The following is a 22,125-nucleotide window of genomic DNA, read 5'->3' on the forward strand; positions in this document are numbered from 1 at the left end:
CAGACGAATGTACGCACCGCCGGCCAGCAGCCTAATCGCGTATCAAATGAGCGCCCCTCGCTTCGTGTATTTCCCATCTCACATGCCCCAGCACCCTCGCGCAGTGCCAGCTAGAATTGGCCCATGACTGAATTCATCCCTGCCGGCACGCTGTACCACGCCCTGCCCTCGCCGTTTCCGATGAAGCGCGGTGGCGTGCTGCATCAGGCACGCGTGGCGTACGAGACCTGGGGCACGCTGGCCGCAGATCGCAGCAACGCGATCCTGATCGTCACCGGCCTGTCGCCCAATGCGCACGCGGCGGCAAACCAGGCCAACCCAGAGCCGGGCTGGTGGGAAGCAATGCTGGGCCCGGGCAAGCCGATCGATACCGCACGCTGGTTCGTGGTCTGCGTCAATTCCTTGGGCAGTTGCAAGGGCTCGACCGGGCCGGCCTCGGTGAACCCTGCAACCGGCGCGCCGTATCGCCTCAGCTTTCCGGATTTGTCGATCGAAGACGTGGCCGATGCCGCAGCCGATGTGGTGCGCGCACTGGGTATCGCGCAACTGGCCTGCCTGATCGGCAACTCGATGGGCGGCATGACCGCGCTGGCGCTATTGCTGCGTCATCCCGGCATCGCGCGCAGCCACATCAATATTTCCGGCAGCGCGCAGGCATTGCCGTTTTCGATCGCGATCCGCTCGTTGCAACGCGAGGCGATCCGGCTGGACCCGCATTGGAATGGCGGCCACTACGACGATGCCCGCTACCCGGAGTCGGGCATGCGCATGGCGCGCAAGCTCGGCGTGATCACCTATCGCTCGGCGCTGGAATGGGACGGCCGTTTCGGCCGCGTGCGACTGGATTCCGAGCAGGCGGCCGATGATCCGTTCGGATTGGAATTTCAGGTGGAAAGCTATCTGGAAGGCCACGCGCGCCGCTTCGTGCGCTTCTTCGACCCCAACTGCTATCTGTACCTGAGCCGCTCGATGGACTGGTTCGACCTGGCCGAGCATGTCGACGAGCAACCGGCTACCGACTCTGCCATCGACCACGCCCATGCAGATGCCCTGCCCGCCTCCGCCAAGCCGCAGACCGGCGTCTCGACCGCCGACACGGTGCTTGCCGGCCTGGCGCGTATCCGCATCGCGCGTGCGCTGGCGATCGGTGCCAACACCGACATCCTGTTCCCGGTGCAGCAGCAGGAGCAGATTGCCGACGGCCTGCGTGCCGGCGGCGCCGATGCGCACTTCATCGGCCTGGATTCGCCGCAAGGCCATGACGCGTTCCTGGTCGATTTCGCCCGCTTCGGCCCAGCGGTCCGCGATTTTTTGCAGGACTGTTGAGTTCCTTGAACGTCGCTCTGCGCCGCCGGATCTCGGCCGATGCTGCTGGAAGATGACGACCGTCACCGCTGTTTTTTCCGGCTGGGCAGTTGATGCGTGATATGCGCGCAGATCGCACCGGCAAGCCACACCATCCAACAGAGCAACGCGAATGCGCTATCAGGGACGTCTCAGCGACTGGAATGATCACAAGGGCTTTGGCTTCGTCACGCCCCATGGTGGTGGCGACCGCGCATTCGTCCATATCAGCGCATTTGCACGGCAGACGCGTCGCCCGCGCGATGGGGAGATCATCACGTATGCAATCGAACGCGATGCGCACAAACGCCTGAATGCCACGCAAGTGCGGTGGGCAGACCGTACCACCGCCGCCAGGACCGAACAGCGTCGCAGCGGCTTGCCACGCAAGACGCTGGCTGCGGTGTCGATGCTCGCGTTGGCGGCGGCCACGCTGATGCACGTGGTACCGGTGATCGTCCCGCTCTGGTACGCGGCGGCCAGCCTGGTCACCCTGCTGATCTATGCGATGGACAAGTCGGCCGCGCAACGCAATCAATGGCGCATACCCGAATCCAGCTTGCACCTGCTGGCGCTGATCGGTGGCTGGCCAGGTGCATTGCTGGCGCAGGAAATCTACCGGCACAAGTGCAGCAAGGCGGCGTTTCAGCTGACGTTCTGGCTCACGGTTGCGTTGAATGTCAGTGCACTGGTACTGGCAGTGACCGAGACCGATCTGATGGCCGCGCTTGCGGTGCTGTTTGATTGAACGCGATCAACAACGCGCGGCCCGGCGATCAACTCCCACCCTGTGACCACGTTCGAGGACCTCGGTGATCGGCTATGCGTTCTGGTCGAGCAACTCCAGCGTTCCCTCACGCATCCGGTAATGCCGTTGCACGACACCGGGCGGCAGCGCGTCGTGGGTGATCATCACCAGCGAGCGTTCGCCGAGTGCGGCGGCCAGGTCGACCAACAGCGCGTGGGCGGTATCCACGTCCAGACCATCGGTGGGTTCGTCGAGCAACAGGATCGGGGCATCGCGCAGCAGTGCCCGCGCGAGGGCGAGCCGGCGCGCCTGGCCGGCAGACAGCGTGGCGCCGTTTTCGCCAACCCAGGTGTCCAGACCGTCGTTCGCGCTGGCCCACGCGCCCAGGCGCACCTGTTGGAGCACCTGCCACAGTGCGGCATCATCGGCAGCGGCGTCGCCGATGAGCAGGTTTTCGCGCACGCTGCCGGCAAACACCGGCGCGTTCTGTGGCAGCCAGGCGATACGCTGGTGCCATTGCGCCTGTGCGAGGTGGCGCAGGTCGATGCCCGCGTAGCGCAGCTGCCCGGCCTGCGGATCCCACAGGCGCAGCAACAACGCCAACACTGTGCTTTTACCGCTGCCGCTATCGCCACTGATGGCAATGCGCTCGCCCGGCGCCAGGGTCAGATCGAGCGCGTGCAGCACCGGGCGCACGCTACCGGGCCAGGCAAACGACACCTGCTGCAATTGCAACGTGCCGGTGCGCGGCACGTCGATCGCGTGCGCCGGATCGCTCACCGATGGCGCTTGATCGACGATGGCCTGCAGGCGCCTGGCTGCAACGCGTGCGCTTTGCAGCGCCTGCAATGCCAGCCCTGCACCGGCCCAGACTTCCAGCAACGCCATGGTCAAAAACACCAACCCCGCAGCGAGCTCGGCGGCGATCAGCCCGCGTTCGGCCGCGCCAAGTGCCAGCCACAGCATGCTGGCCAGCCCCAGCCCGCCGCAGAGCGCATGCAGCAGGTTGCCTGTGATCAGCCGTCTGCGCTGGATGCGATCGCCGCCGGTGACGGCGGCGGCGGCGGCGTCACTGCGCTGCAGCCAGGCGCCCTGCGCGTCGACCGCAGCAAGGTCGGCCGCGCCCTCCAGGCCTTCGAAGGCCTGCGTGCGCAAGGCCGTGCGCTGCTGTGCACGCAACTGCTCGCGCTGCGCGCCGCCGCGTGCCACCTGCCACGGCACCAGCCCGCCGATCAGCATGCCAAGCACCAGCAACAAGCACGCAGCGGGGAGATAGATCAGCGCAGCGGCGGCGACACCACCTAACCAGATGCCGAGCAATGCGGCCAGCGGTGCCAACGCGCGCACGCTCAGGCCGTCGACCTCGCCGATGTCGGACATCAACCGCGCCAGCAGATCGCCGGTCCGGGTGGCCGACAATCGCCCGGGCGCCAGCGGCAAGGCGCGGCGAAAGAACCACACCCGCAGATCGCGGGCGATGCGCAAGGTGGCATCGTGCCCGATCAACTTTTCGCCGTAACGCGACACGATACGCGCGAAGGTCAAGGCGCGAATGCCGGCCGACGGCGAGAAGAAGTTGAAACCGGTCCCCATGCCGGCAACGCCTGCCAGCGCAGCGGCGGTCAGGAAGCTGCCGGACAAGCCCAGCAGGGCGACACCGGCAAGCATGGTGACCAGCACCAGCACTGCCGACAACAGCAGGCGCCAGGCATGCAGACGAAACACATCGCGCAAACGATCAGGCTGGGAACGGCTCATGGTGCCTCCAGCGTGACCGGCACGCCGCGCAGATCGATCACCGTGTCGGCCCAACGCATCGCCGCAGCGCTGTGCGTCGCCAGAACGACCGCACGGCCGCGCGCAAAGATGCGCAGCGTCCGCAGCAATTCCGCTTCGGTGTCCGGGTCCAGAAAGGCGGTGGGTTCGTCCAGCAGCAACACCTCCGGCTCGCGCAACAACAATCGCGCCAACGCCACGCGGCGGGCTTCGCCACCGGACAAACCAAAGCCACGCTCGCCGATCACGGTGTCCAGACCGGCCGGCAAGTGCGCGGTAAAGCGCAGCACCTGCGCCGCCTCGGCCACCGCGTGCAGACGCGCATCGCTGGCCTGCGGGTCGGCCAGGCGCAGGTTGTCGGCAATGCTGGCATGAAACAGGTAGGGCCGCTGCGTGGCATATCCAATGCGCGCACCCGGGCGCACGGCCACGCTGCCCGCCTCGGGTGCAAGCCAACCGGCGAGCCCTTCCAGCAGCGTGCTCTTGCCGCTGCCGCTGGCACCGATCACCGCAACGCGCTGGCCGGGCTCCAGCGTCAGCGCGAACTCCTGGACCACCACCTGCGGCGCGCCGGCAGGGCGCAGCGCCAATCCACGTGCCTGCAACAAGGGCGCATGCGCTTGCGCCGGCTCCAGGGCACGTGCGGGTAGCACGGCGGTGTGCGCGGCGGCATCCGGCTGGAAACCCTGCAGCAACCGCTCGGCTTCGGCCACGGCAGCCAAGGCGTTCGCGCGGTCATGGTAATGCGCGGCCAAGCGCCGCAGCGGTGCGAAGAATTCCGGCGCCAGCAAGAGGCAGAACATGCCGGCACCCAGCGACGGCATACCGTGCAGATGGAGCATGCCCAGATAGCTCAAGCCGAAGTACAGCGCTACGATCGCAACGCTGACGGAGGCAAAAAACTCCAGCACGGTGGAGGACAGGAATGCGATGCGCAACACCTTCAGCGAGCGCTCGCGCACGCCCTCGGCAGCGGCGGCAATGCCCTGCAATTCAGCCTGGCCGCGGCCATACACGCGCAGCAATCCCAGGCCCTTGAGGCGATCGGCAAAATGCCCGCCCATGCGCGCCAGTTCGCCGAGTTGTTCGCGCCCTGCGGCCTCGGCGCCCCAGCCCACCAGCATCATGAAGAACGGAATCAGCGGCGCGGTGAGCAGCAACACCAGCCCGACCACCCAATCGACCGAAAACACCGCGATCAGAATCAGCGGCGGCACCAGCACCATTTCGATGCGAGCGAGCTGGTAGCCGACGAAATAGCCTTCCAGCGCATCGGTATGCGCCAGGCTCAACTCGCCCAGTTCGCCACCGCGTTGCCGGCGCAACCATAGCGGCCCGTGCTGCACCAGGCGTTGCGCAATGCGTGCGCGCAGTTCGCGCTTGGCCACGTCGGCCACATCGCCGGTCAACGATTGCGCCCAGGCATTGAGTAGCGCGCGCCCGATCAGCGCAACCAGCAACCCCGCGCCCACGTTGCGCAATTGCGCCATTGCCAGGTGCTGCACCAGTACCGCCTGTACCAGCCAGGCGATCGCAGCCGATTGCACAAGCAGCAACACACCCGACAACGCTACCGCCACGCCGGCGAGCCGCTGCGCGCGCGTGGCCGATGCGGCCAGCGCATCCAGCCAGTGGCCGCGTTGACGGCGCTGGGCGGGCGTTTCGCTGGCTTGCACGCTGGGCTGGCTCACGTCGCTCTTCTGAAGACTGCGCATTGCACGCGATTGTAAGTCGCCGCCTCCCGGTCGGGGATGGACAGTGTGACGCACCTGTTCAGGACCGCATTGATTTGGATCAACGCGGCCGGCGCGATGGCGGCAGATGATCGCCACATTCCTTACCGACCCTCAACCAGGCCCACCCGCCATGATCGACTCGACAGTTGTCGAACTGTCGCGGCTGCAGTTCGCAGTCACCGCGATGTACCACTTCATTTTTCCACCGCTCACCATGGGTCTGTCGTTCCTGCTGGGCATCATGGAAAGCGTCTACGTCATGACCGGCAAGCAGATCTGGCGGCGCATGACCATGTTCTGGGGTGTGCTGTTCGGCATCAACTTCGCCATGGGTGTCGGCACCGGCATCGTGATGGAATTCGAGTTCGGCATGAACTGGTCGTACTACAGCCATTACGTGGGCGACATCTTCGGTGCGCCGCTGGCGATCGAGGGACTGATGGCGTTCTTTCTGGAAGCCACCTTCTTGGGCCTGTTCTTTCTTGGCTGGAATCGCCTGAGCAAGGTACAGCACCTGATCACCACCTGGCTGGTGGCGCTGGGCAGCAACTTCTCCGCGTTATGGATCCTGATCGCCAACGGCTGGATGCAGAATCCGGCCGGCGCGGTGTTCAACCCCGACACCATGCGCATGGAGGTGGTGGATTTCGTGGCAGTGCTGTTCAACCCGGTGGCGCAGGCCAAGTTCGTGCATACGGTGAGTGCCGGCTACGTGCTGGGCGCGGTGTTCGTGATGTCGATCAGTGCGTTTTATCTCTTGCGGGGCAAGCATATTGAAATGGCACGGCGTTCGTTTGCGGTGGCTGCAGCGTTCGGCCTGCTGTCGTCGCTGTCGGTGGTGGTGCTGGGCGACGAGAGCGGCTATGCCGCCAGCGAACACCAGAAGATGAAACTGGCCGCCATCGAAGCGATGTGGGAAACCGAAGCCGCACCGGCCGACTTCACTGCATTCGGCATTCCGAACCAGACCACCCATCGCAACGATTACGCCATCAAGATTCCGTACCTGATGGGCTTGATCGCCACGCGTTCGCTGGATGAGCCAATTCCAGGCATTCTCGAACTGGTCGGCCGTGCCGAACACCGCATCCGCGGCGGTCAGATCGCCTACGGCGCACTGCAACGCATCCGCGCCGACAAGAACGACGCCCAAGCACGCAAGGTTTTCGATGCGCACTGGCAGGACCTGGGCCACGGCCTGCTGCTCAAGCGCTATCGCGACGATATCGGCAACGCCACGCCGGAGCAGATTGCCCAGGCCGCGATGGACACCGTACCGCGCGTGCTGCCGCTGTTCTGGACCTTCCGCATCATGGCCGCCATCGGCATGTATCTCATCGCGTTTTTCGCTGTCGCCTTCTGGTTTGCCTGCAAGCACAACTTCCAGGAAAAACGCTGGTTCCTGAGCTTGGCCCTGTGGACGTTGCCGCTGCCGTGGATCGCGATCGAATGCGGTTGGTTCGTTGCCGAATACGGCCGCCAGCCGTGGGCGGTGGAAGGGGTGCTGCCCACGTTCTACGCCGCCTCGGGGCTGGACCTTTACGAGATCGTGATGACGCTGGTGGGCTTCACCGCGCTGTACACGACGTTGCTGGTGATTGCGATCAAGTTGTCGCTGAAGACCATCAACAAGGGACCGGAGGTGTTGTTCCCACCGATGCCGCCCAACGCATTGCCCGCCGCCCTGCAGGACCATGCCCCGTCGCGTCACGCACCGCTGAGTTCCGGTGCCGTGGCCGGCAGCGCACCGTAAGCAAAGGAGAGACATCATGGATTTCGTATTGCTCGATTACACGACCCTGCGCGTGATCTGGTGGCTGCTGCTCGGCGTGCTGCTGTCCGGCTACGCGGTGATGGGCGGCTTCGATCTGGGCGTGGGCGCGCTGCTGCCGTTCGTCGCCAGCAACGATGCCGAACGCCGGCTGGTGATCAACACCGTCGGCCCGGTCTGGGAAGGCAACCAGGTGTGGTTGATCCTGGGCGGCGGCGCGATCTTTGCCGCGTTTCCGCCGTTGTATGCAGTGAGCTTCTCCGGGTTCTATCTGGCGATGTTCCTGATCCTGTTCGCGCTGATCCTGCGCCCGGTCGGTTTCAAGTTCCGCGGCAAACTGGTGAGTCCGCGCTGGCGCAGCACTTGGGACTGGGCGTTGTTCGTCGGCGGCTTCATTCCGGCGCTGATCATGGGCGTGGCGGTCGGCAACGTGCTGCTGGGTGTGCCGTTCCACTTCGACGACAGCATGCGCACGTTCTACACCGGCAACCTGCTCGGGTTGCTGACGCCGTTCGCATTGCTCGCCGGCTTGCTCAGCGTGGCGATGCTGCTCGCGCATGGCGCCGCGATGCTGGTGCTCAAGACCGATGGACCGGTGGCCGAGCGCGCGGCACGTTTCGGCGGCATCGCCGCGCTGTGTGCGCTGGCACTGTTTGCAGCAGGCGGCGCATGGGTGGCGCTGGGTCTGCCCGGCTATGCGGTGACCTCGGTGCTGGCCACCGATGCGGCCACCAACCCGCTCGGCAAGACCGCTGCGCTCACGGCCGCGGGCGGCTGGTTGCACAACTACAGCAGCATGCCGGCCACATTGATGGCGCCGCTGGTGGGCCTGGTCGGGCTTGCGATGAGCGCGGTGTGCTTACGCCTGCGGCGCGGCGGCCTGGCCTTCATCGCCTCCGGCAGCGCCATCGTCGGCATCGTGTTCACGGTGGGCTTTGCGTTGTTCCCGTTCCTGCTGCCCTCTTCCAGCGCGCCAAGCGCGAGCCTGACGGTGTGGGATGCATCCAGTAGCCGTCTGACGTTGTGGATCATGTTGCTGGCCACTGCCGTGTTCATGCCGATCGTGCTGGCGTACACGAGCTGGGTGTATCGCGTGCTCAAGGGCAAGGTCACCGACGATGCGGTCACGGCCAACCCCAACGCGTACTGAGCGCCGCGGCAGCGATCGCAGCGCCTGCGCTGCCGTTGCCGCACCGCGCGCCACCATCATCCTGTTCAACGATTCGAGGAGCACACCAATGTGGTATTTCGCATGGATACTTGGCACCGGCCTGGCGGCATTGGCCGCGGTGCTCAACGGCATGTGGTTCGAAGCACGCGAGCCCGAGCGTGGCGAGCCGCCTCAGTAAAATAATTTCATCAGATGCTTGCCGATTCCCCATTCCCTATGTAACATACGCGGCTCCTTCGGGGTGTAGCTCAGTCTGGTAGAGCGCTACGTTCGGGACGTAGAGGTCGCAGGTTCGAATCCTGTCTCCCCGACCAGTTTCAAAACACAAACCGGCCTTGTGCCGGTTTTGTGTTTTCAGGCGTCGTTGCACGCACGTGCGCGACGCGGATGGTCTGTCATGTCTGTTGTCACTGCCGCGTCTTCTTCGTCCGCCCAGTTGCGTGGTCGCGGCCTGGTGCTGGCCGCGATCCTGCTGTCCGCATTCAACTTGCGCACCGCGGTGACGTCGCTGACGCCGCTGCTGGAACGCATTGCCGACGAGTACGCCTTCGGCGCGCCCACCATGGGTGCGCTCGGCATGTTGCCGACCGCAGCGTTCGCACTCACCGGCGTGGCAACGCCCGCATTGCTGCGCCGTTTCGGCTTGCTGCGCGTGGCGCTGTTGTCGATGGCGCTGGCCACGCTGGGGTTGGTGCTGCGCCCGCTGCTGCCGGGCACCGCCGGGTTGCTGGTCGGCTCGCTGGTGGCGTTGGCTGGCATGGGCATGGGTAACGTGGTGCTGCCGCCGCTGGTGAAGCGCTACTTCGGCGACCGCGTGGGTCGGGTGAGCACGCTGTATATCACCGTGCTGCAGGTCGGCACGCTGCTGCCGGCCCTGCTGGCAGTGCCGGTGGCCGATGCGCTGGGTTGGCGCAGTTCGATGGTGGCGTGGGTGCTGCCGGCCCTGCTGGCAACGGCGGCGTGGGCCCTGGTGCACGCCAACCATCGGCGCATCCGCGCCACCGGCCCGGCACCGGTCACACCCACGCCCGAAGCCGAAGGCCGCGTCGCGCGTACGGCGCTGGGTTGGAGCATGGCGGTGACCTTCGGCATGACCTCGCTGGTGACCTATTCCATGTTCACCTGGCTGCCGACGCTGCTGCGCGAAGCCGGTGCATCGCCTGCGTTCGGCGGCACCATGGTGGCGTTGTTCGCGGCATTGGGCATGGTCGGCGCGCTGACCATGCCGGCGCTGGCGGTGCGCATGCGCAATCCGTTTCCGATCGTGCTGCTATGCGCAGCCTGCCACCTGGTCGCGTTCGCCGGGCTGTGGTGGGCGCCGCTGGCCGCACCGGTCCTGTGGGTGACCCTGCTCGGCCTGGGGCCGAGCACCTTTCCGCTGGCGTTGGTGTTGGTGAATCAGCGCAGCCGCACGGCGGCCGGTTCGGCCGCGCTGTCCGGTTTCTCGCAGGGCGTGGGCTATGCGGTGAGCTGCCTGGGGCCGTTCCTGTTCGGCTGGCTGCACGCGCACAGCGGCGGCTGGACCTCCCCGTTCGTGTTCCTGGTCATCTGCCTGCTGGTGCAGCTGGCCGCCGCCTGGGTAGCCTGCCGCCCGCAGTTTCTGGAAGATGCGTGGACGCCGCCGGCACGCGGCGCCCGCGCGCTCAACGTACCGGCAGACTGATGTAGCTGGGCTGCTCGGGGGACACGTACACCCGCTGCGTGGCCTTCTGATAATCGCCGGGCTTGGCGAAGAAGATATTGGGCACGTAGGTCTGCGGGTTGCGGTCGTACAGCGGGAACAGGCTGGACTGCACCTGCACCATCACCCGGTGGCCCGGCTGGAAGGTGTGGTTGGCGGTTGGCAGGCCGAACTGGAATGCCAGCGGCTGATTGGAGGCCAAGGGTTTGGGCGTGCTGAAGCTCTCGCGGTAGCGGCCGCGGAAGATCGCCAGCGACACCGGCAACTCGTAGCCGCCCATCTTCGGGTTCGACGCCATCTCCTCCGGATACACATCAATCAGCTTCACCACCCAATCGCTGTCGCTGCCGCTGGTGGAGGCCTGCAGATGCACTTCGGGGGCACCGGCGATCTGCAGCGGCTCGGTCAGCGGCTCGGTGACGAAGGTCAGCACGTCAGGGCGGCCATCGACAAAGCGCTGGTCGTGCACCAACCAGGTGGTCCACATCGCGCGGTCGGCAAAATCCACCGGGCGCGGCACGAACGGCACCGGCTTGGCGGGGTCGGACACGTACTCTTCAAAGCCCGCCTGCCCGGCCACCGGTTGCTGGAACGACAACTTGCCGCCGGCCTGCAGATACAGCGGCCTGCTGGACGAGGCGCAGCCCTTGTCGCAACTGCGCGGCCACGCCTTGAGGCGGTCCCAATGGTTTTCGCCGGTGTTGTAGATGAACACCGGCGGCGTGTCTGCCTTGGGCGCGCCATCGACCAGGTACTGGTCCAGGAACGGGCGCAGCACCTCGGAACGGAACTGGCGCGCGGTATCGCCTTCGAAATTCAGCGCGCCCAAGGCACTGCCGTCGTAGTTCACCTGACTGTGGCGCCACGGGCCCATCACCAGGTAGTTGAGCGTATTGCGCTGGTCGCGCGGCTCCATCGCCGCGTAGCTGTGGATCGCCCCCCACATGTCTTCCTGATCCCACAGGCCTTGCAGCCACATCGTGGGCACCTTCAGCGGCGTGCGCGCCATTACCTTGTCGAGCGCCTGCTCCTGCCAGAACGCGTCATAGGCGGCGTGTTCGGTGAGCTTGTGCCACCACGGCAATTGCTCCAGACCTGCGGCCTTGGCGAAGTCGCCGGCCGAGCCGGCCTGCAGGAAGTTGCTGTAATCGTCGTGCCCCTGACGCGCGATGCCGGCGCCCTTGCCGCGCTTGCTGAGCTGGCCGGTGAAGTAATCGAAATTCACCTGGCGGAACGCGCCGTAATTGAACCAGTCGTCGCCCATCCAGCCGTCGATCATCGGGCTTTCCGGCACCGCCACCTTCAACGCCGGATGCGGGTTGGTCAGTGCCATCACCACGGTGAAGCCTTCGTAGGACGAGCCGATCATGCCGACCTTGCCATTGGATTCCTTGACGTTCTTCACCAGCCAGTCGATGGTGTCCCAGGCATCGGTGGCATGGTCGACCTCGCTGGGATTGAGCGGCCCACGCAGCGGGCGCGTCATCACGTAATCGCCTTCGGAACCGTATTTGCCGCGCACGTCCTGAAACACACGGATGTAGCCGCCTTCCACGAAGACGTCGTCGCCGGCAGACAGCAGGTCCTTCATATGCGGCGAGGCCAGCCGTTCGGTGCGGCCACTGGCGTCGTAAGGCGTGCGTGTCAGCATGATCGGTGCGTTCCTGGCGCCCTTCGGCAGCACGATCACCGTGTGCAGCTTGACCCCATCGCGCATCGGAATCATCACCTCGCGCTTGATGTAGTCGTTGCTCGCATCGGCAGCCACGAACGGCTTGCCGGTGATGTCCGGCGTCATCGGCGAGGTTTGCGCCCAGGCGCTGCCGGTGGCGGCGGCAATGGCGGTGGCGAGCAGGCAGGCGGCAAGGCGGCGCATGGAATCTCCGGCAGCAACGGTGGGCAGGATGAACAACTGCAGCAGCGTAGGCACAGACAACTGGCTTGCGGGAGTGTCGAAGGTACCGGGTCGGCCACGCTGCGCAGAGCACGCGCCGCGGATCGGCGGCAAGGCAACGCCTTGGTGTTGTCCTGAAATGACCACGCCGTGCATTGCATCCCTTGCACGCCAGACTTCGATCGGTGCGCGCAGGCCACCCCCAAGCCAAGCAAACGTCATTGGCAGACCGGCAAAATCGCACGCTTCCGCAGGCGCGGCAGATGCTTTACAACGTTTGATCCCACGATTGCAGCGACCGCTCGTATGCGCGATATCCCCTCACATGCCTGTGCCGACCCACACCGCCGTCGCCTGCTCACCCACCTCGGTGCGGCCGCGCTGCTGCCGTTGCTCGGCCGTGCTGGCAGTAGCGACGCGACCACGCCACCGGCACGCCCCACCCGTTCGCCGGTGCTGCCGCCCGAGCATGCGCTGCGCCTGCCCTATGCGGCACCTGCCGCCGATGCCCAGCTGTTGCGTGAAGGACTGCCGATCGGCAATGGCCGGCTCGGTGCGCTCTGCGGCGGAGCTCCTGCCTGCGAGACGCTGTTCGTTTCCGAAGGCAGCCTCTGGTCGGGCGGCAGCAACGCGGTGCTGCAGGACGATGGCCAGTTTGCGTATACCAAGGAAGAGTTCGGCAGCTTCATGCTGCTGGCCAAACTCTTCGTGGAACTGGAAGGGCATGCGCAGGCGCAGGTGTTCGATTACCAGCGCGAACTGGACATGAGCAACGGCTGCGTACGCGTGCGCTATCGCATCGGCGACACGCGTTATACGCGGACGCTGTTCGCAAGCCACCCGGATGCGGCCATCGTGTTGCGCCTGGATTGCGAAGGCGCAGGCAGCCACCGTGGCCGCATTCGCCTGATCGATACGCATGCCGGCGCCGGTCGCGCCGACGGCGACGCTGGGCTGCGCTTCGCCGGCCAGCTCGATAACGGCCTGCGCTATGCCGCAGCGCTGCGCGTGCACAGCGACGATGGCAGTCTCGAAACAGGCGACGGCCTCCTGCAGTTTCGTGACTGCCGTGGCCTGACCATCGTGTTGTGCGGCGACACCGATTACGCCGCCGATGGCGCACGCGGCTGGCGCGACCCCACGCGCGACCCGCTTGCGCGGGCGCGCCACCGCGCACAGGCCGCCGCTTCAGTGCCTGCGGCGCTGTTGCTGGATACCCATGTCGCCGATCACCGTGCGCTGTTCGACACGTTGCAGGTGGAGCTTGGCCAGTCCAGCGATGCGCAGCGCGGCCTGGAAACCTGGCAGCGAATCCAGGCCCGCGCCGCGGCACCTGCGCTCCCCGACCCGGAACTGGAAGTGGCCTATCTGCAATTTGGCCGCTATCTCACCATCGCCGCCTCGCGCGATGGATTGCCCACCAACCTGCAGGGTTTGTGGCTGGAAAACAACGAGCCGCCCTGGATGAGCGATTACCACAGCGACGTCAATCTGCAGATGAACTACTGGCTGGCAGATCCTTCCGGGTTGGGCACCTGCGTCGATGCGCTGACACGCTATTGCCTGGCGCAGCTGCCGTCGTGGACACGCATCACCCAGGCTCACTTCAACGACCCGCGCAATCGTTTTCGCAATACCTCCGGCAAGATCGCCGGCTGGACCGTGGCCATTTCCACCAATCCGTTCGGCGGCAATGGCTGGTACTGGCATCCGGCAGGCAACGCGTGGTTATGCGACAGCCTGTGGCAGCACTACGAGTTCACCCAGAACCGGGACGACCTGACGCGCATCTATCCGCTGCTCAAGGGCGCCTGCCAATTCTGGCAGGCGCCCTTGATCGCAATGGAGGTCACCGATGCCGACGGCCGCACTCGACAGTGCCTGGTCGACGATCATGACTGGTCGCCCGAGCATGGTCCGGAAAATGCGCGCGGTATTGCCTACGCGCAGGAACTGGTATGGACGTTGTTTGGGCAATACCGCCAGGCCAGCGCCCTGCTTGGCCGCGACGCGGCTTACGCCGCGACCGTCGCCACGCTGCAGCAGCGTCTGTACCTGCCGGAAATCAGCCCGCTAAGCGGCCAATTGCAGGAATGGATGTCCCCCACCGACCTGGGTGAAGCCCATCACCGGCACCTGTCGCCGCTGATGGGTTTATTCCCCGGCCATCGCCTGCACCCGGATCTGGGGCCGCCCGCGCAGGTGGAAGCAGCGCGCAGGCTGTTGGAAGCGCGCGGGATGCAGAGCTTTGGCTGGGCCTGCGCGTGGCGGGCGCTGTGCTGGGCAAGACTGGGCGATGCGGAGCGTGCTTATGCGCTGGTGCTGACCAATCTGAAACCCTCGATCGGTCACAGCAATGGCACCGCGCCGAATCTGTTCGATATCTACGATCTCAGCCAGCACGGCGACCCCACCCTTGGCGGGGTGTTCCAGATCGATGCCAACTTCGGCACCCCGGCCGCAATGCTGGAAATGCTGCTGTATTCGCGCCCTGGCCAGATCACGCTGCTGCCGGCACTGCCCAAGGCCTGGGCCGCGCAAGGCCGCGTTACCGGCCTGGGCGCACGTGGCGGATTTACGGTGGACATGGCGTGGCGCAACGGCGTGCCGACGCAGGTCAGCGTGCGCAGTGTCGGCGGCACCCGCACCCGCATTGCCTGGGGCGCCCAGGCGCACGACATTACAATTGCACGCGGCCAAGTGCGGCGCGTGCTGTGAGCCGGCCCCGCAGGCCGGCAGCGCCTGCAGCATGACGCCGTTGCAGGCGGCGTCTGCGTGGCGGCCCTTGATGGGTGTTCGCTAGGGGTGTCCAGCTTTCCTAATGCCGCACCTGGCCTTCGCCACGCACCACGAAGCGCTCCACCGTCAGCGCTTCCAGGCCCATGGGGCCATAGGAATGCAGGCGTGTGGTGGAGATGCCGATCTCCGCGCCCAGGCCCAGTTCACCGCCATCGGAAAAGCGCGAGGAGGCGTTCACCATCACCACCGCAGAGCGTAGCGACTGCACGAATCGCTCGGCGTTGTCGGCATCCTGCGTGGCGATGACTTCGGTGTGGTCCGAGCCGTACTGGCGGATGTGCGCCAGCGCCGTGTCCAGGTCCGGCACCACGCGGATGGCCAGAATCAGATCCAGGAATTCCGCGGCATAGTCGTCGTCGCTGGCAGCAGCGATGTCCGGCAGCACCGCCTGCGTCGCCGCATCGCCACGCAGTTCAACCTTGCGTTCGCGCAATGCCTGCGCGGCAAGCGGCAAGAAGCGCTCGGCGATGCCTGCATGCACCAGCAAGGTCTCCAGCGAATTACAGGCCGACGGCCGCGTCGCCTTGCCATCGATCAGCAGGCGCAGCGCAAGCTCCATCTCGGCGGATGCATCCACAAACAGGTGGCACACCCCCTTGTAGTGCTTGATCACCGGCACGCGCGCGTGCTCGGCGACAAACCGGATCAGGCCTTCGCCGCCGCGCGGAATCGCCAGATCGACGATATCGTTAAGCTGCAGCAGTTCCAGCATGGTCTCGCGGCGCAGATCCTCGACCAGGGTCAGCGCCGCGTCCGGCACATTGGCCTCGCGCAAGGCCCGCTGCAGTGCGCGCGCAATGGCGGTATTGGAATGGATCGCCTCCGAGCCACCGCGCAGGATCACGCCATTGCCGGCTTTGATGCACAGCGCCGCAGCGTCAGCCGTGACGTTGGGCCGCGCCTCGTAGATCATCGCGATCACGCCCAGCGGCACACGCACCTTCTGCACGCGAATCCCGTTGGGGCGCACATCTTCGCGGGTGATCCGACCCACCGGGTCGGGCAGCTGCGCCACCTCGCGCAATGCGGCCGCGATGCCGGCCAGGCGCTTGTCGTCCAGCGCCAGCCGATCGAGCATGGCACTGCCGGTGCCCTTGGCACGCGCGGCCTCCAGATCGCGCGCATTGGCGGCCAGAATCGCCGCCGCATCGGCTTCCAGCGCGGCCGCCATCGCGTCCAGCAAGGCATGCTTGGCCGGTGCAGACAATTGCGACACCACCTGCGCGGCGTCACGGCATTGCAGAGCGAGGGTTTTGATGGTCATTTGGGGGCCGGGATTTGGGAGTCGGGATTGGAGATTTGCAAAAGCAGGCGACATCGTTTTATTAGCACAACGGACTCATTCACTGTAACAAAGCGGCAAAAGGTGAAACGCGCAGCACACATGCTTTTGCGAATCCCCAATCCCAAATGTCGAATCTCTGCTACAACACCACCAGATCATCGCGATGCACCACGTTTTCGCCGTAACTGTAGCCGAGCACGTTCTCGATCTCGCGCGAGTGGCGGCCTGCGATACGACGGATATCCAGGGCCGAATACTGGCTGACGCCGCGTGCCAGACACTGGTCGCCCGCGGTGTCGCGCAGACGAATCTCCACCATGTCGCCGCGACGGAAATCGCCCTGCGCGCCGGCCACGCCGCCTGGCAACAGCGAGGCGCCCTTGCCGGTCAGGGCCGCTGCGGCGCCGTCGTCGATGAGGATCGCACCCGCTTCCACCGGTGCGTGCCGCAGCCAGTATTTTCGCGCAGCGATGCGCGCGCGCGCGGCGTGGATGCGCGTGCCACGCAGGCGGTCCTGCGCCAGGGCGCGCACCACCTCGCCACTTCGGCCGTTGAATAGATAGGTTTCGATGCCGGCCGCACCGGCCTTTGCTGCGGCTTCCAGTTTGGTGCGCATGCCGCCGGTCCCCACGTTGCTGCCGCTGCCGCCGGCCATCGCCAGCACTTCAGGGGTGAGCTCGGGCACATCGTCGAGCGGGCGCGCCAGCGGATTGCTACGTGGGTCGGCGCTATACAACCCATCGATGTCGGTGGCGATGAACAACGCGTCGGCATCGACCAGCGCAGCCACGATCGCGGCCAGGTTGTCGTTATCGCCCAGCTTCAACTCATCCACCGAGACGGTGTCGTTTTCGTTGATCACCGGCAGCGCACCCAGCCGCAGCAACTCGCCCAAGGTGGCACGCGCGTTGAGATAGCGGCGACGGTTGCGCAAGTCGTCATGCGTGAGCAGTACCTGCGCCACCGGCCGCTCGAAAAAGCGCTGCCATAACGCAATCAGCTGCGCTTGGCCCAAGGCGGCCAGTGCCTGCCGCGCCGCGATCGGCGCGCCGACATCCGCCGCTTTGGGCAGGATGGCGCGACCAGCGGCCACCGCGCCCGACGAGACGATCACCAGCTCGCGCCCGGCTGCCAGATTGGCGGAAACGAACTGCGCCAGACCCAGCGCGAAGCGCGGGGACAGGCCACCGCCATCGGCGGCGAGCAGGCTGCTGCCGACTTTGAGCACCGCACGGCGCCACGGCGGCAGCGCCTGCTCGGTAAACGGCGACAACGTGCTGGCAGGCGTGCTCATGGCAATGGCGTCCTCAGTGCGTGTTCCACTCATACACGGTCAGTGCAGAAGCATCGCGCAGCACCAGCGGGTCGCGCGCAACGATCTGCTGCGCCTCTTGAAGCGTGGCCACGTTGACCAGCACATACGCGCCACCGCTGCGATCGCTGAAGCCGCCGGTCAGCTCGAGCTGCCCGGCGGCGCGCAATGCATCGAGAAAGTCCAGATGCGGCTGCACCACATCGGCGGGAAACCCCGGCTTGCGCAGCGCAAGCACCAGATAGCGGGTCGTCATGCGCGCAGCGCCTGCCAGCGCGCCTGCAGCACATCCAGTTGCAGGTCGGCTGCCGCACCGGGCGACACGCGCGCAGCCAGGCTGCCTTCCGGCGTGCGTCCCTGCCCTGCGGTCTCGGCGGCCTGCGCTGCGGCCTTGTAGGCCTCGCGGAACGGCACGCCGGCTACCGCGGCTTCCACTGCCACATCGGTGGCATACATGCCCGAATCGATGGCTGCGCGCAGTTTGTCCGGGCGCCATTCCAGATTGGCCAGCAAGGCCGGCAGCAGTTCCAGCGCCGCAAGTCCGCGGCCAAAGCCGTGCACGATCGCGCCCTTGCTGCTCTGCAGATCGCGGTGATAACCCGACGGCAGCGACAGCAGCTGTTCGATCTCGGTGCGCGCTGCCGCCACGCTGGCATGCGTTGCGCGCATCAGCTCGATCACGTCCGGGTTGCGCTTGTTCGGCATGATCGAACTGCCGGTGGTGTATTGGGCCGGCAAGGCGACAAACGCGAATTCGCCACTGGTGAACAGCGACAGATCCCAGGCGATGCGGCGCAGATCCAGCGTGGCGCTGCCGAGCGCTTCGAGCGCGGCCAGTTCGTACTTGCCGCGCGAAAGCTGGGCGTAGATCGGCGAGACCAACAGGCGTGCAAACCCCAGTTCGGCGGTGGTATGCGCACGATCCAGCGGCAGATTCACGCCATAGCCTGCAGCGGTGCCAAGCGGGTTGCTGTCGACCAAACGGACGGTGTCGTCGGCGCGCACGGCGTTGTCGATGAACGCTTCCGCCCAGCCCGCCCACCACATCCCGGCCGAGGACACCACCGCCCGTTGGATGTGCGTATAACCGGGCACCGGCAGCCCAGCCTCGGCCTGTGCGCGGTCCAACGCCACCTTGGCGATCTCCGCGCTGAGCGTGGCAACGCGCTGCAGCTTGTCCTTCAGCCACAGCCGCGTGGCGACCAGGATTTGGTCGTTGCGGCTACGCCCGGTGTGGATCTTGCGGCCTGCATCGCCCAGACGCTCGGTCAATCGCGCTTCGATGGCGGAGTGGCAATCTTCGTATTGCGCATCGAGCACGAAGGCGCCGCTGCGAAAATCGGCGGCCAGCAGGTCGAGCTGTTCGCTCAAGCCGCCCAGCTCCTGCAACGACAAGATGCCGATGTGCTGCAGCCCCTGCGCATGCGCCTTGCTGGCAGCGATGTCGTACAGGAAGAATTCGCGATCCAGGATCACATCGTCGCCGGCCAGGAAACTCTGGATCTTGGCGTCAACGGCAACGCCAGGTTTTTGCCACAACAGATTGGTCATCGGAAAGCGTCTCGAGTAAGTCGTCCAGTTTCGATCCCCGCACATGGATGCGCGGGCTGTTGCGAGGGACTCGCTTCGTTAAATCCCCGCACATGGATGTGCAGGCTGTTGCGAGGGACTCGCATCACCGAATTGCCATCAACTCGTCCCAGCCCAGCGCAAGGTTGAGGTTTTGCATCGCCTGCGTTGCCGCACCCTTGAGCAGATTGTCCAGCGTCGCCACCACCACCACGCGCTTGTTGCCGGGCGCCAGCGTTACTCCGCCAATCTGCACACCGTGCTTGCCGGCGATGCGGCTCACCCAGGGCGCCTCGTCGACGATCTCGATCAATGGCTCGTCGGCATAACGCTGCGTATAACGCGCCTGGATCTGCTCGCGCGTCAGCGGCTGCTGCAGCCACAGGTTGACGGTCATGGTGATGCCGCGGAAATGCGGCGCCACATGCGGCATGAACTCCACCGGCACGCCAAGCTGCGCAGACACCTCGCGCTCGTGCATGTGGTTGGTCAGCGCATAGGGCATCACGTTATTGGAGAGCAACGCAGGATTGTTCTTGTCCGAAGGCGTGGTACCCGCGCCCGAATACCCGGAGACACCGAAACACTGCGGTGGCCCGGCCAGCTGGTCGAGCAGTGGCGCGATGGTCAGCTGCATCGCGGTGGCATAACAGCCCGGGTTGCTGATGCGTTTTTGCCCGGCGTAACTGCCGCGCGTCAACTCAGGCAAGCCGTAGTACCAGGCCGGATCGAAGCGATAGTCGGCCGACAGATCGATCACCAGCGTCTGTGGCGCTGCCGCGTCGATCGCGGCGACAAAGGGCTCTGCCATGCCATTGGGCAGCGCCAGGATCACCACGTCGGCCGCCTTGGCGGCCACTGCGGCGGCATCCAGGTTCTCGTAGCGCAACTGGCCCTGGTAGGCATCGTTATGCTCGGCCACGCGCTGCCCGGCCAGCTCGCGCGAGGACACGAAGCTCAAGTGCAGCTGCGGATGCGCCGCCACCAGTTTGATCAATTCCGAGCCGGTATGCCCGCGGGCGCCGACAATGCCGATGGTCTTTTGTTCAACAGTCATGCGTTTGCTTCCAGGCGGAACTGTAGGTGGCGTTTGACCCCGGCCCATTCCGTATCGATGATGGAAAACACCACGGTATCGCGCGGCGTACCGTCGGCGTGGCGGGCGTGGTTGCGCAGCACGCCGTCCTGTTTTGCGCCTAGCCGCGCGATCGCCGCGCGCGAGGTATGGTTGAACCAGCTGGTCTCGAACACCACGCTCAGGCACCCCAATGTTTCGAAGGCGTATTGCAGCAGCATCAGCTTGGTTTCGGTGTTGACGCCGCTGCGCTGCACGCGCGGTGCGTACCAGGTGTAGCCGATCGACAGCCTGGGCACTGCGGCATCCAGCGCGTAGTAGCGCGTGCAACCGACGATGTCGCCGGCCGCATCGCGCACCGCATATGGCAACGCCGCGCCATCGGCGCAGGCGGCCAGGGCCGCAGCGATATACGCCTCGACCTGCTCCGGTGCGGGCACGCTGGTGTACCACAGCCGCGATAGCGCGCCGTCGCCCACCACCTCACGCAACCCATCGGCATGCGCTGTCTGCAGCGGCTCCAGGCTCGCATGCCGTCCACGCATGTTCGGCTGCTCGCGCCAACGTGCTGGCAAGGTGACGACGCTCATCGCAGTCAGCCCAGCAAGGTCGGCTGACGCGTCGCGCAGTGCGCAACGCAATGCTGGATCTGCTCGAAGTTTTCCAGCCCGTACCAGAACACCTTCCACTTCTCCTGCTTGATGCAACCGTCGGATTCGGCGTAGTAAAAGATATTGACCTGGTTGTTATGGCGCGAGCGCCAGAACAGCTGCGGGGTCTCTTCGCGCATCACATTCCATACCGCCCGGCCAAGACCTTCGCCCTGCGCATCGTCGAGCACGGCGAACTTGTCCAGATAGGTCAGCCTGCCCGCACCGAACTGGCCTTCGTCGGTCAGGATCACCGCCGCGCGGTAGTTTTCGCTGACATACGCGCGCAGCAACGTGGTGGTCTCGAAATACTCCGGCACCAGCGTGCGGCCGAAGCTGGATTCGATCAGCGACTTCAGGCGAGGCAGATCCAGTTCGTCCCAGGAGGTGGCGCGCAGCACGCGCTCGCCGCGCCGCACCAGCGTACCCGAGCCCTTGTGGGTGAACAGCTCCTTGGCCAGGTCCGACGGCCGGGTGATCGACACCGACGATTCCAGCGGCAGGCGATCGAGCAAGTCCTTGATCTGCTCGATCTTCACCCGCATGCCGCCGTTGATCCACGGCTGCTGCATCAGGTGGTCGAACTCGGTAGACAGGTTGATCGAATCGATCAACTTGCCATCGGCATCCAGCAGGCCGCCGGTGCCGGTGAGAAAGATGATCTTGTACGGCTGCAGCTCCTGCACCAACTCGTTGGCGGCAAAATCCGCATTGACGTTGAGGATCTGCCCGCTGGGCGTTTCGCCCAGGCTGGTGATCACCGGGATGGAGCCGGCCTGCAGACTGGCTTCGATCGGCGCCAGATTCACCGCCTTGACCTCACCGACCAGGCCGTAGGTGTCGCGATCCAGATACTCGGCCTCGAACACGCCACCGGTGATCGAGGTCGCACGCGCGCCGTTTTGCTGCAGCGCTTCCACCAGTTTCAGGTTGGAGGCCTGGAACACCTTGCGCACGATCGCCAAGGCTTCGGGCGAGGTCACGCGCAGTCCGTTGACGGTGTGCTTTTCGATACCGGCGGCGGCCAGCTCTGCATCCAGCTGCGGGCCGGCGCCATGCAGCACGATCGGGGTCAGCCCAACTTCCTGCAGGAACGACAACGACGAGGTCAGCGCGTCCAGATCGTCGCGCAACACCGCGCCCCCCACCTTGACCACCGCAAAGCGCTTGGCATCGAGCTGCGAAAACCGCTTGAGGTATTGGCTGATTTCCTTCGCGCTGGCCATGCTGGAGAGCAGGCGCACGATGGTCTGGCGGGTTTGTTTGTGGGGTTGTGCGGAAGGGGACATTGCCGTGTTCGAAAGAGGAAAGGGA

General features: G+C 65.6%; 17 protein-coding genes and 1 tRNA gene. 8 read left to right on the forward strand and 10 right to left on the reverse strand.

Annotation, left to right across the window (positions count from 1 at the left end; genetic code table 11):
• Positions 1–123: 123 nt before the first annotated feature.
• Positions 124–1,326: a homoserine O-acetyltransferase MetX gene (metX, locus tag LN450_RS16710; RefSeq protein WP_011347689.1), complete on the forward strand. Its 1,203-nt coding sequence runs from the start codon at positions 124–126 to the stop codon at positions 1,324–1,326.
• Positions 1,327–1,477: 151 nt separating this feature from the next.
• The gene (locus LN450_RS16715) at positions 1,478–2,092 is read left to right on the forward strand and encodes a DUF1294 domain-containing protein (RefSeq protein ID WP_011347690.1); all 615 of its coding nucleotides are present in this window, start codon (positions 1,478–1,480) and stop codon (positions 2,090–2,092) included.
• Positions 2,093–2,164: 72 nt separating this feature from the next.
• Here LN450_RS16715 and cydC read toward each other — a convergent pair whose 3' ends face one another.
• Both cydC and cydD read right to left on the reverse strand, forming a co-directional pair.
• Positions 2,165–3,850 carry a thiol reductant ABC exporter subunit CydC gene (gene cydC, locus LN450_RS16720; RefSeq protein ID WP_011347691.1) on the reverse strand — a complete coding sequence of 562 codons (1,686 nt, stop codon included), beginning with the start codon at positions 3,848–3,850 and terminating at the stop codon, positions 2,165–2,167.
• Entirely contained in the window at positions 3,847–5,583 is a 1,737-nt protein-coding gene (gene cydD, locus LN450_RS16725) for a thiol reductant ABC exporter subunit CydD (protein ID WP_039418107.1), read from the reverse strand. Before cydD ends, cydC begins: the two co-directional genes overlap by 4 nt.
• A 151-nt stretch (positions 5,584–5,734) precedes the next feature.
• On the opposite strand from cydD, the gene LN450_RS16730 reads away from it, so the two are divergent.
• From LN450_RS16730 to LN450_RS16750, 5 genes are all read left to right on the forward strand, one after another.
• Entirely contained in the window at positions 5,735–7,357 is a 1,623-nt protein-coding gene (locus tag LN450_RS16730) for a cytochrome ubiquinol oxidase subunit I (RefSeq protein WP_014090334.1), read from the forward strand.
• 16 nt (positions 7,358–7,373) lie between these two features.
• Positions 7,374–8,525, forward strand: a complete 1,152-nt coding sequence (cydB, locus tag LN450_RS16735; protein WP_011347694.1) for a cytochrome d ubiquinol oxidase subunit II — start codon at positions 7,374–7,376, stop codon at positions 8,523–8,525.
• 88 nt (positions 8,526–8,613) lie between these two features.
• On the forward strand, positions 8,614–8,724 hold the full coding sequence (cydX, locus tag LN450_RS16740; protein ID WP_008573380.1) for a cytochrome bd-I oxidase subunit CydX: 111 nt from the start codon (positions 8,614–8,616) through the stop codon (positions 8,722–8,724).
• A gap of 59 nt (positions 8,725–8,783) precedes the next feature.
• Positions 8,784–8,860, forward strand: a tRNA-Pro gene (locus tag LN450_RS16745).
• An 83-nt stretch (positions 8,861–8,943) separates the two neighbouring features.
• Positions 8,944–10,209 carry a CynX/NimT family MFS transporter gene (locus LN450_RS16750; protein ID WP_074038534.1) on the forward strand — a complete coding sequence of 422 codons (1,266 nt, stop codon included), beginning with the start codon at positions 8,944–8,946 and terminating at the stop codon, positions 10,207–10,209.
• Here LN450_RS16750 and LN450_RS16755 read toward each other — a convergent pair.
• Positions 10,190–12,103 (reverse strand): CocE/NonD family hydrolase, encoded by a 1,914-nt coding sequence (locus LN450_RS16755; protein ID WP_011347697.1) that lies wholly within the window; start codon positions 12,101–12,103, stop codon positions 10,190–10,192. The two genes, LN450_RS16750 and LN450_RS16755, sit on opposite strands and share 20 nt — an antisense overlap.
• 324 nt (positions 12,104–12,427) lie before the next feature.
• Here LN450_RS16755 and LN450_RS16760 point away from each other — a divergent pair, with 324 nt between their 5' ends.
• Entirely contained in the window at positions 12,428–14,839 is a 2,412-nt protein-coding gene (locus tag LN450_RS16760) for a glycoside hydrolase family 95 protein (protein WP_011347698.1), read from the forward strand.
• Between the two features lie 100 nt (positions 14,840–14,939).
• Here the strand turns inward: LN450_RS16760 and LN450_RS16765 are convergent, their stop codons facing one another.
• The 7 genes from LN450_RS16765 to LN450_RS16795 form a co-directional block, all read right to left on the reverse strand.
• Entirely contained in the window at positions 14,940–16,184 is a 1,245-nt protein-coding gene (locus LN450_RS16765; protein ID WP_011347699.1) for a glutamate-5-semialdehyde dehydrogenase, read from the reverse strand.
• A gap of 160 nt (positions 16,185–16,344) precedes the next feature.
• Positions 16,345–17,499, reverse strand: coding sequence for a glutamate 5-kinase (gene proB / locus LN450_RS16770; protein WP_011347700.1), 1,155 nt, complete (start codon positions 17,497–17,499; stop codon positions 16,345–16,347).
• Positions 17,500–17,512: 13 nt separating this feature from the next.
• A complete protein-coding gene (locus LN450_RS16775; RefSeq protein ID WP_011347701.1) occupies positions 17,513–17,773 on the reverse strand; it encodes a YciI family protein in 261 nt (86 codons plus the stop codon).
• Positions 17,770–19,068 (reverse strand): argininosuccinate lyase, encoded by a 1,299-nt coding sequence (locus LN450_RS16780; RefSeq protein WP_011347702.1) that lies wholly within the window; start codon positions 19,066–19,068, stop codon positions 17,770–17,772. Before LN450_RS16780 ends, LN450_RS16775 begins: the two co-directional genes overlap by 4 nt.
• A 124-nt stretch (positions 19,069–19,192) precedes the next feature.
• A complete protein-coding gene (gene argC / locus LN450_RS16785; protein ID WP_008573394.1) occupies positions 19,193–20,143 on the reverse strand; it encodes an N-acetyl-gamma-glutamyl-phosphate reductase in 951 nt (316 codons plus the stop codon).
• Entirely contained in the window at positions 20,140–20,751 is a 612-nt protein-coding gene (locus tag LN450_RS16790) for a GNAT family N-acetyltransferase (protein WP_011347703.1), read from the reverse strand. The genes argC and LN450_RS16790 overlap by 4 nt, the downstream gene beginning before the upstream one ends.
• A 5-nt stretch (positions 20,752–20,756) precedes the next feature.
• Positions 20,757–22,100: an acetylglutamate kinase gene (locus tag LN450_RS16795; protein ID WP_014090341.1), complete on the reverse strand. Its 1,344-nt coding sequence runs from the start codon at positions 22,098–22,100 to the stop codon at positions 20,757–20,759.
• Positions 22,101–22,125: the final 25 nt, after the last annotated feature.

Origin of the sequence: Xanthomonas euvesicatoria pv. euvesicatoria, from assembly GCF_020880415.1 — a bacterium.
In the GTDB taxonomy this organism is placed as follows: Bacteria; Pseudomonadota; Gammaproteobacteria; order Xanthomonadales; family Xanthomonadaceae; genus Xanthomonas; species Xanthomonas euvesicatoria.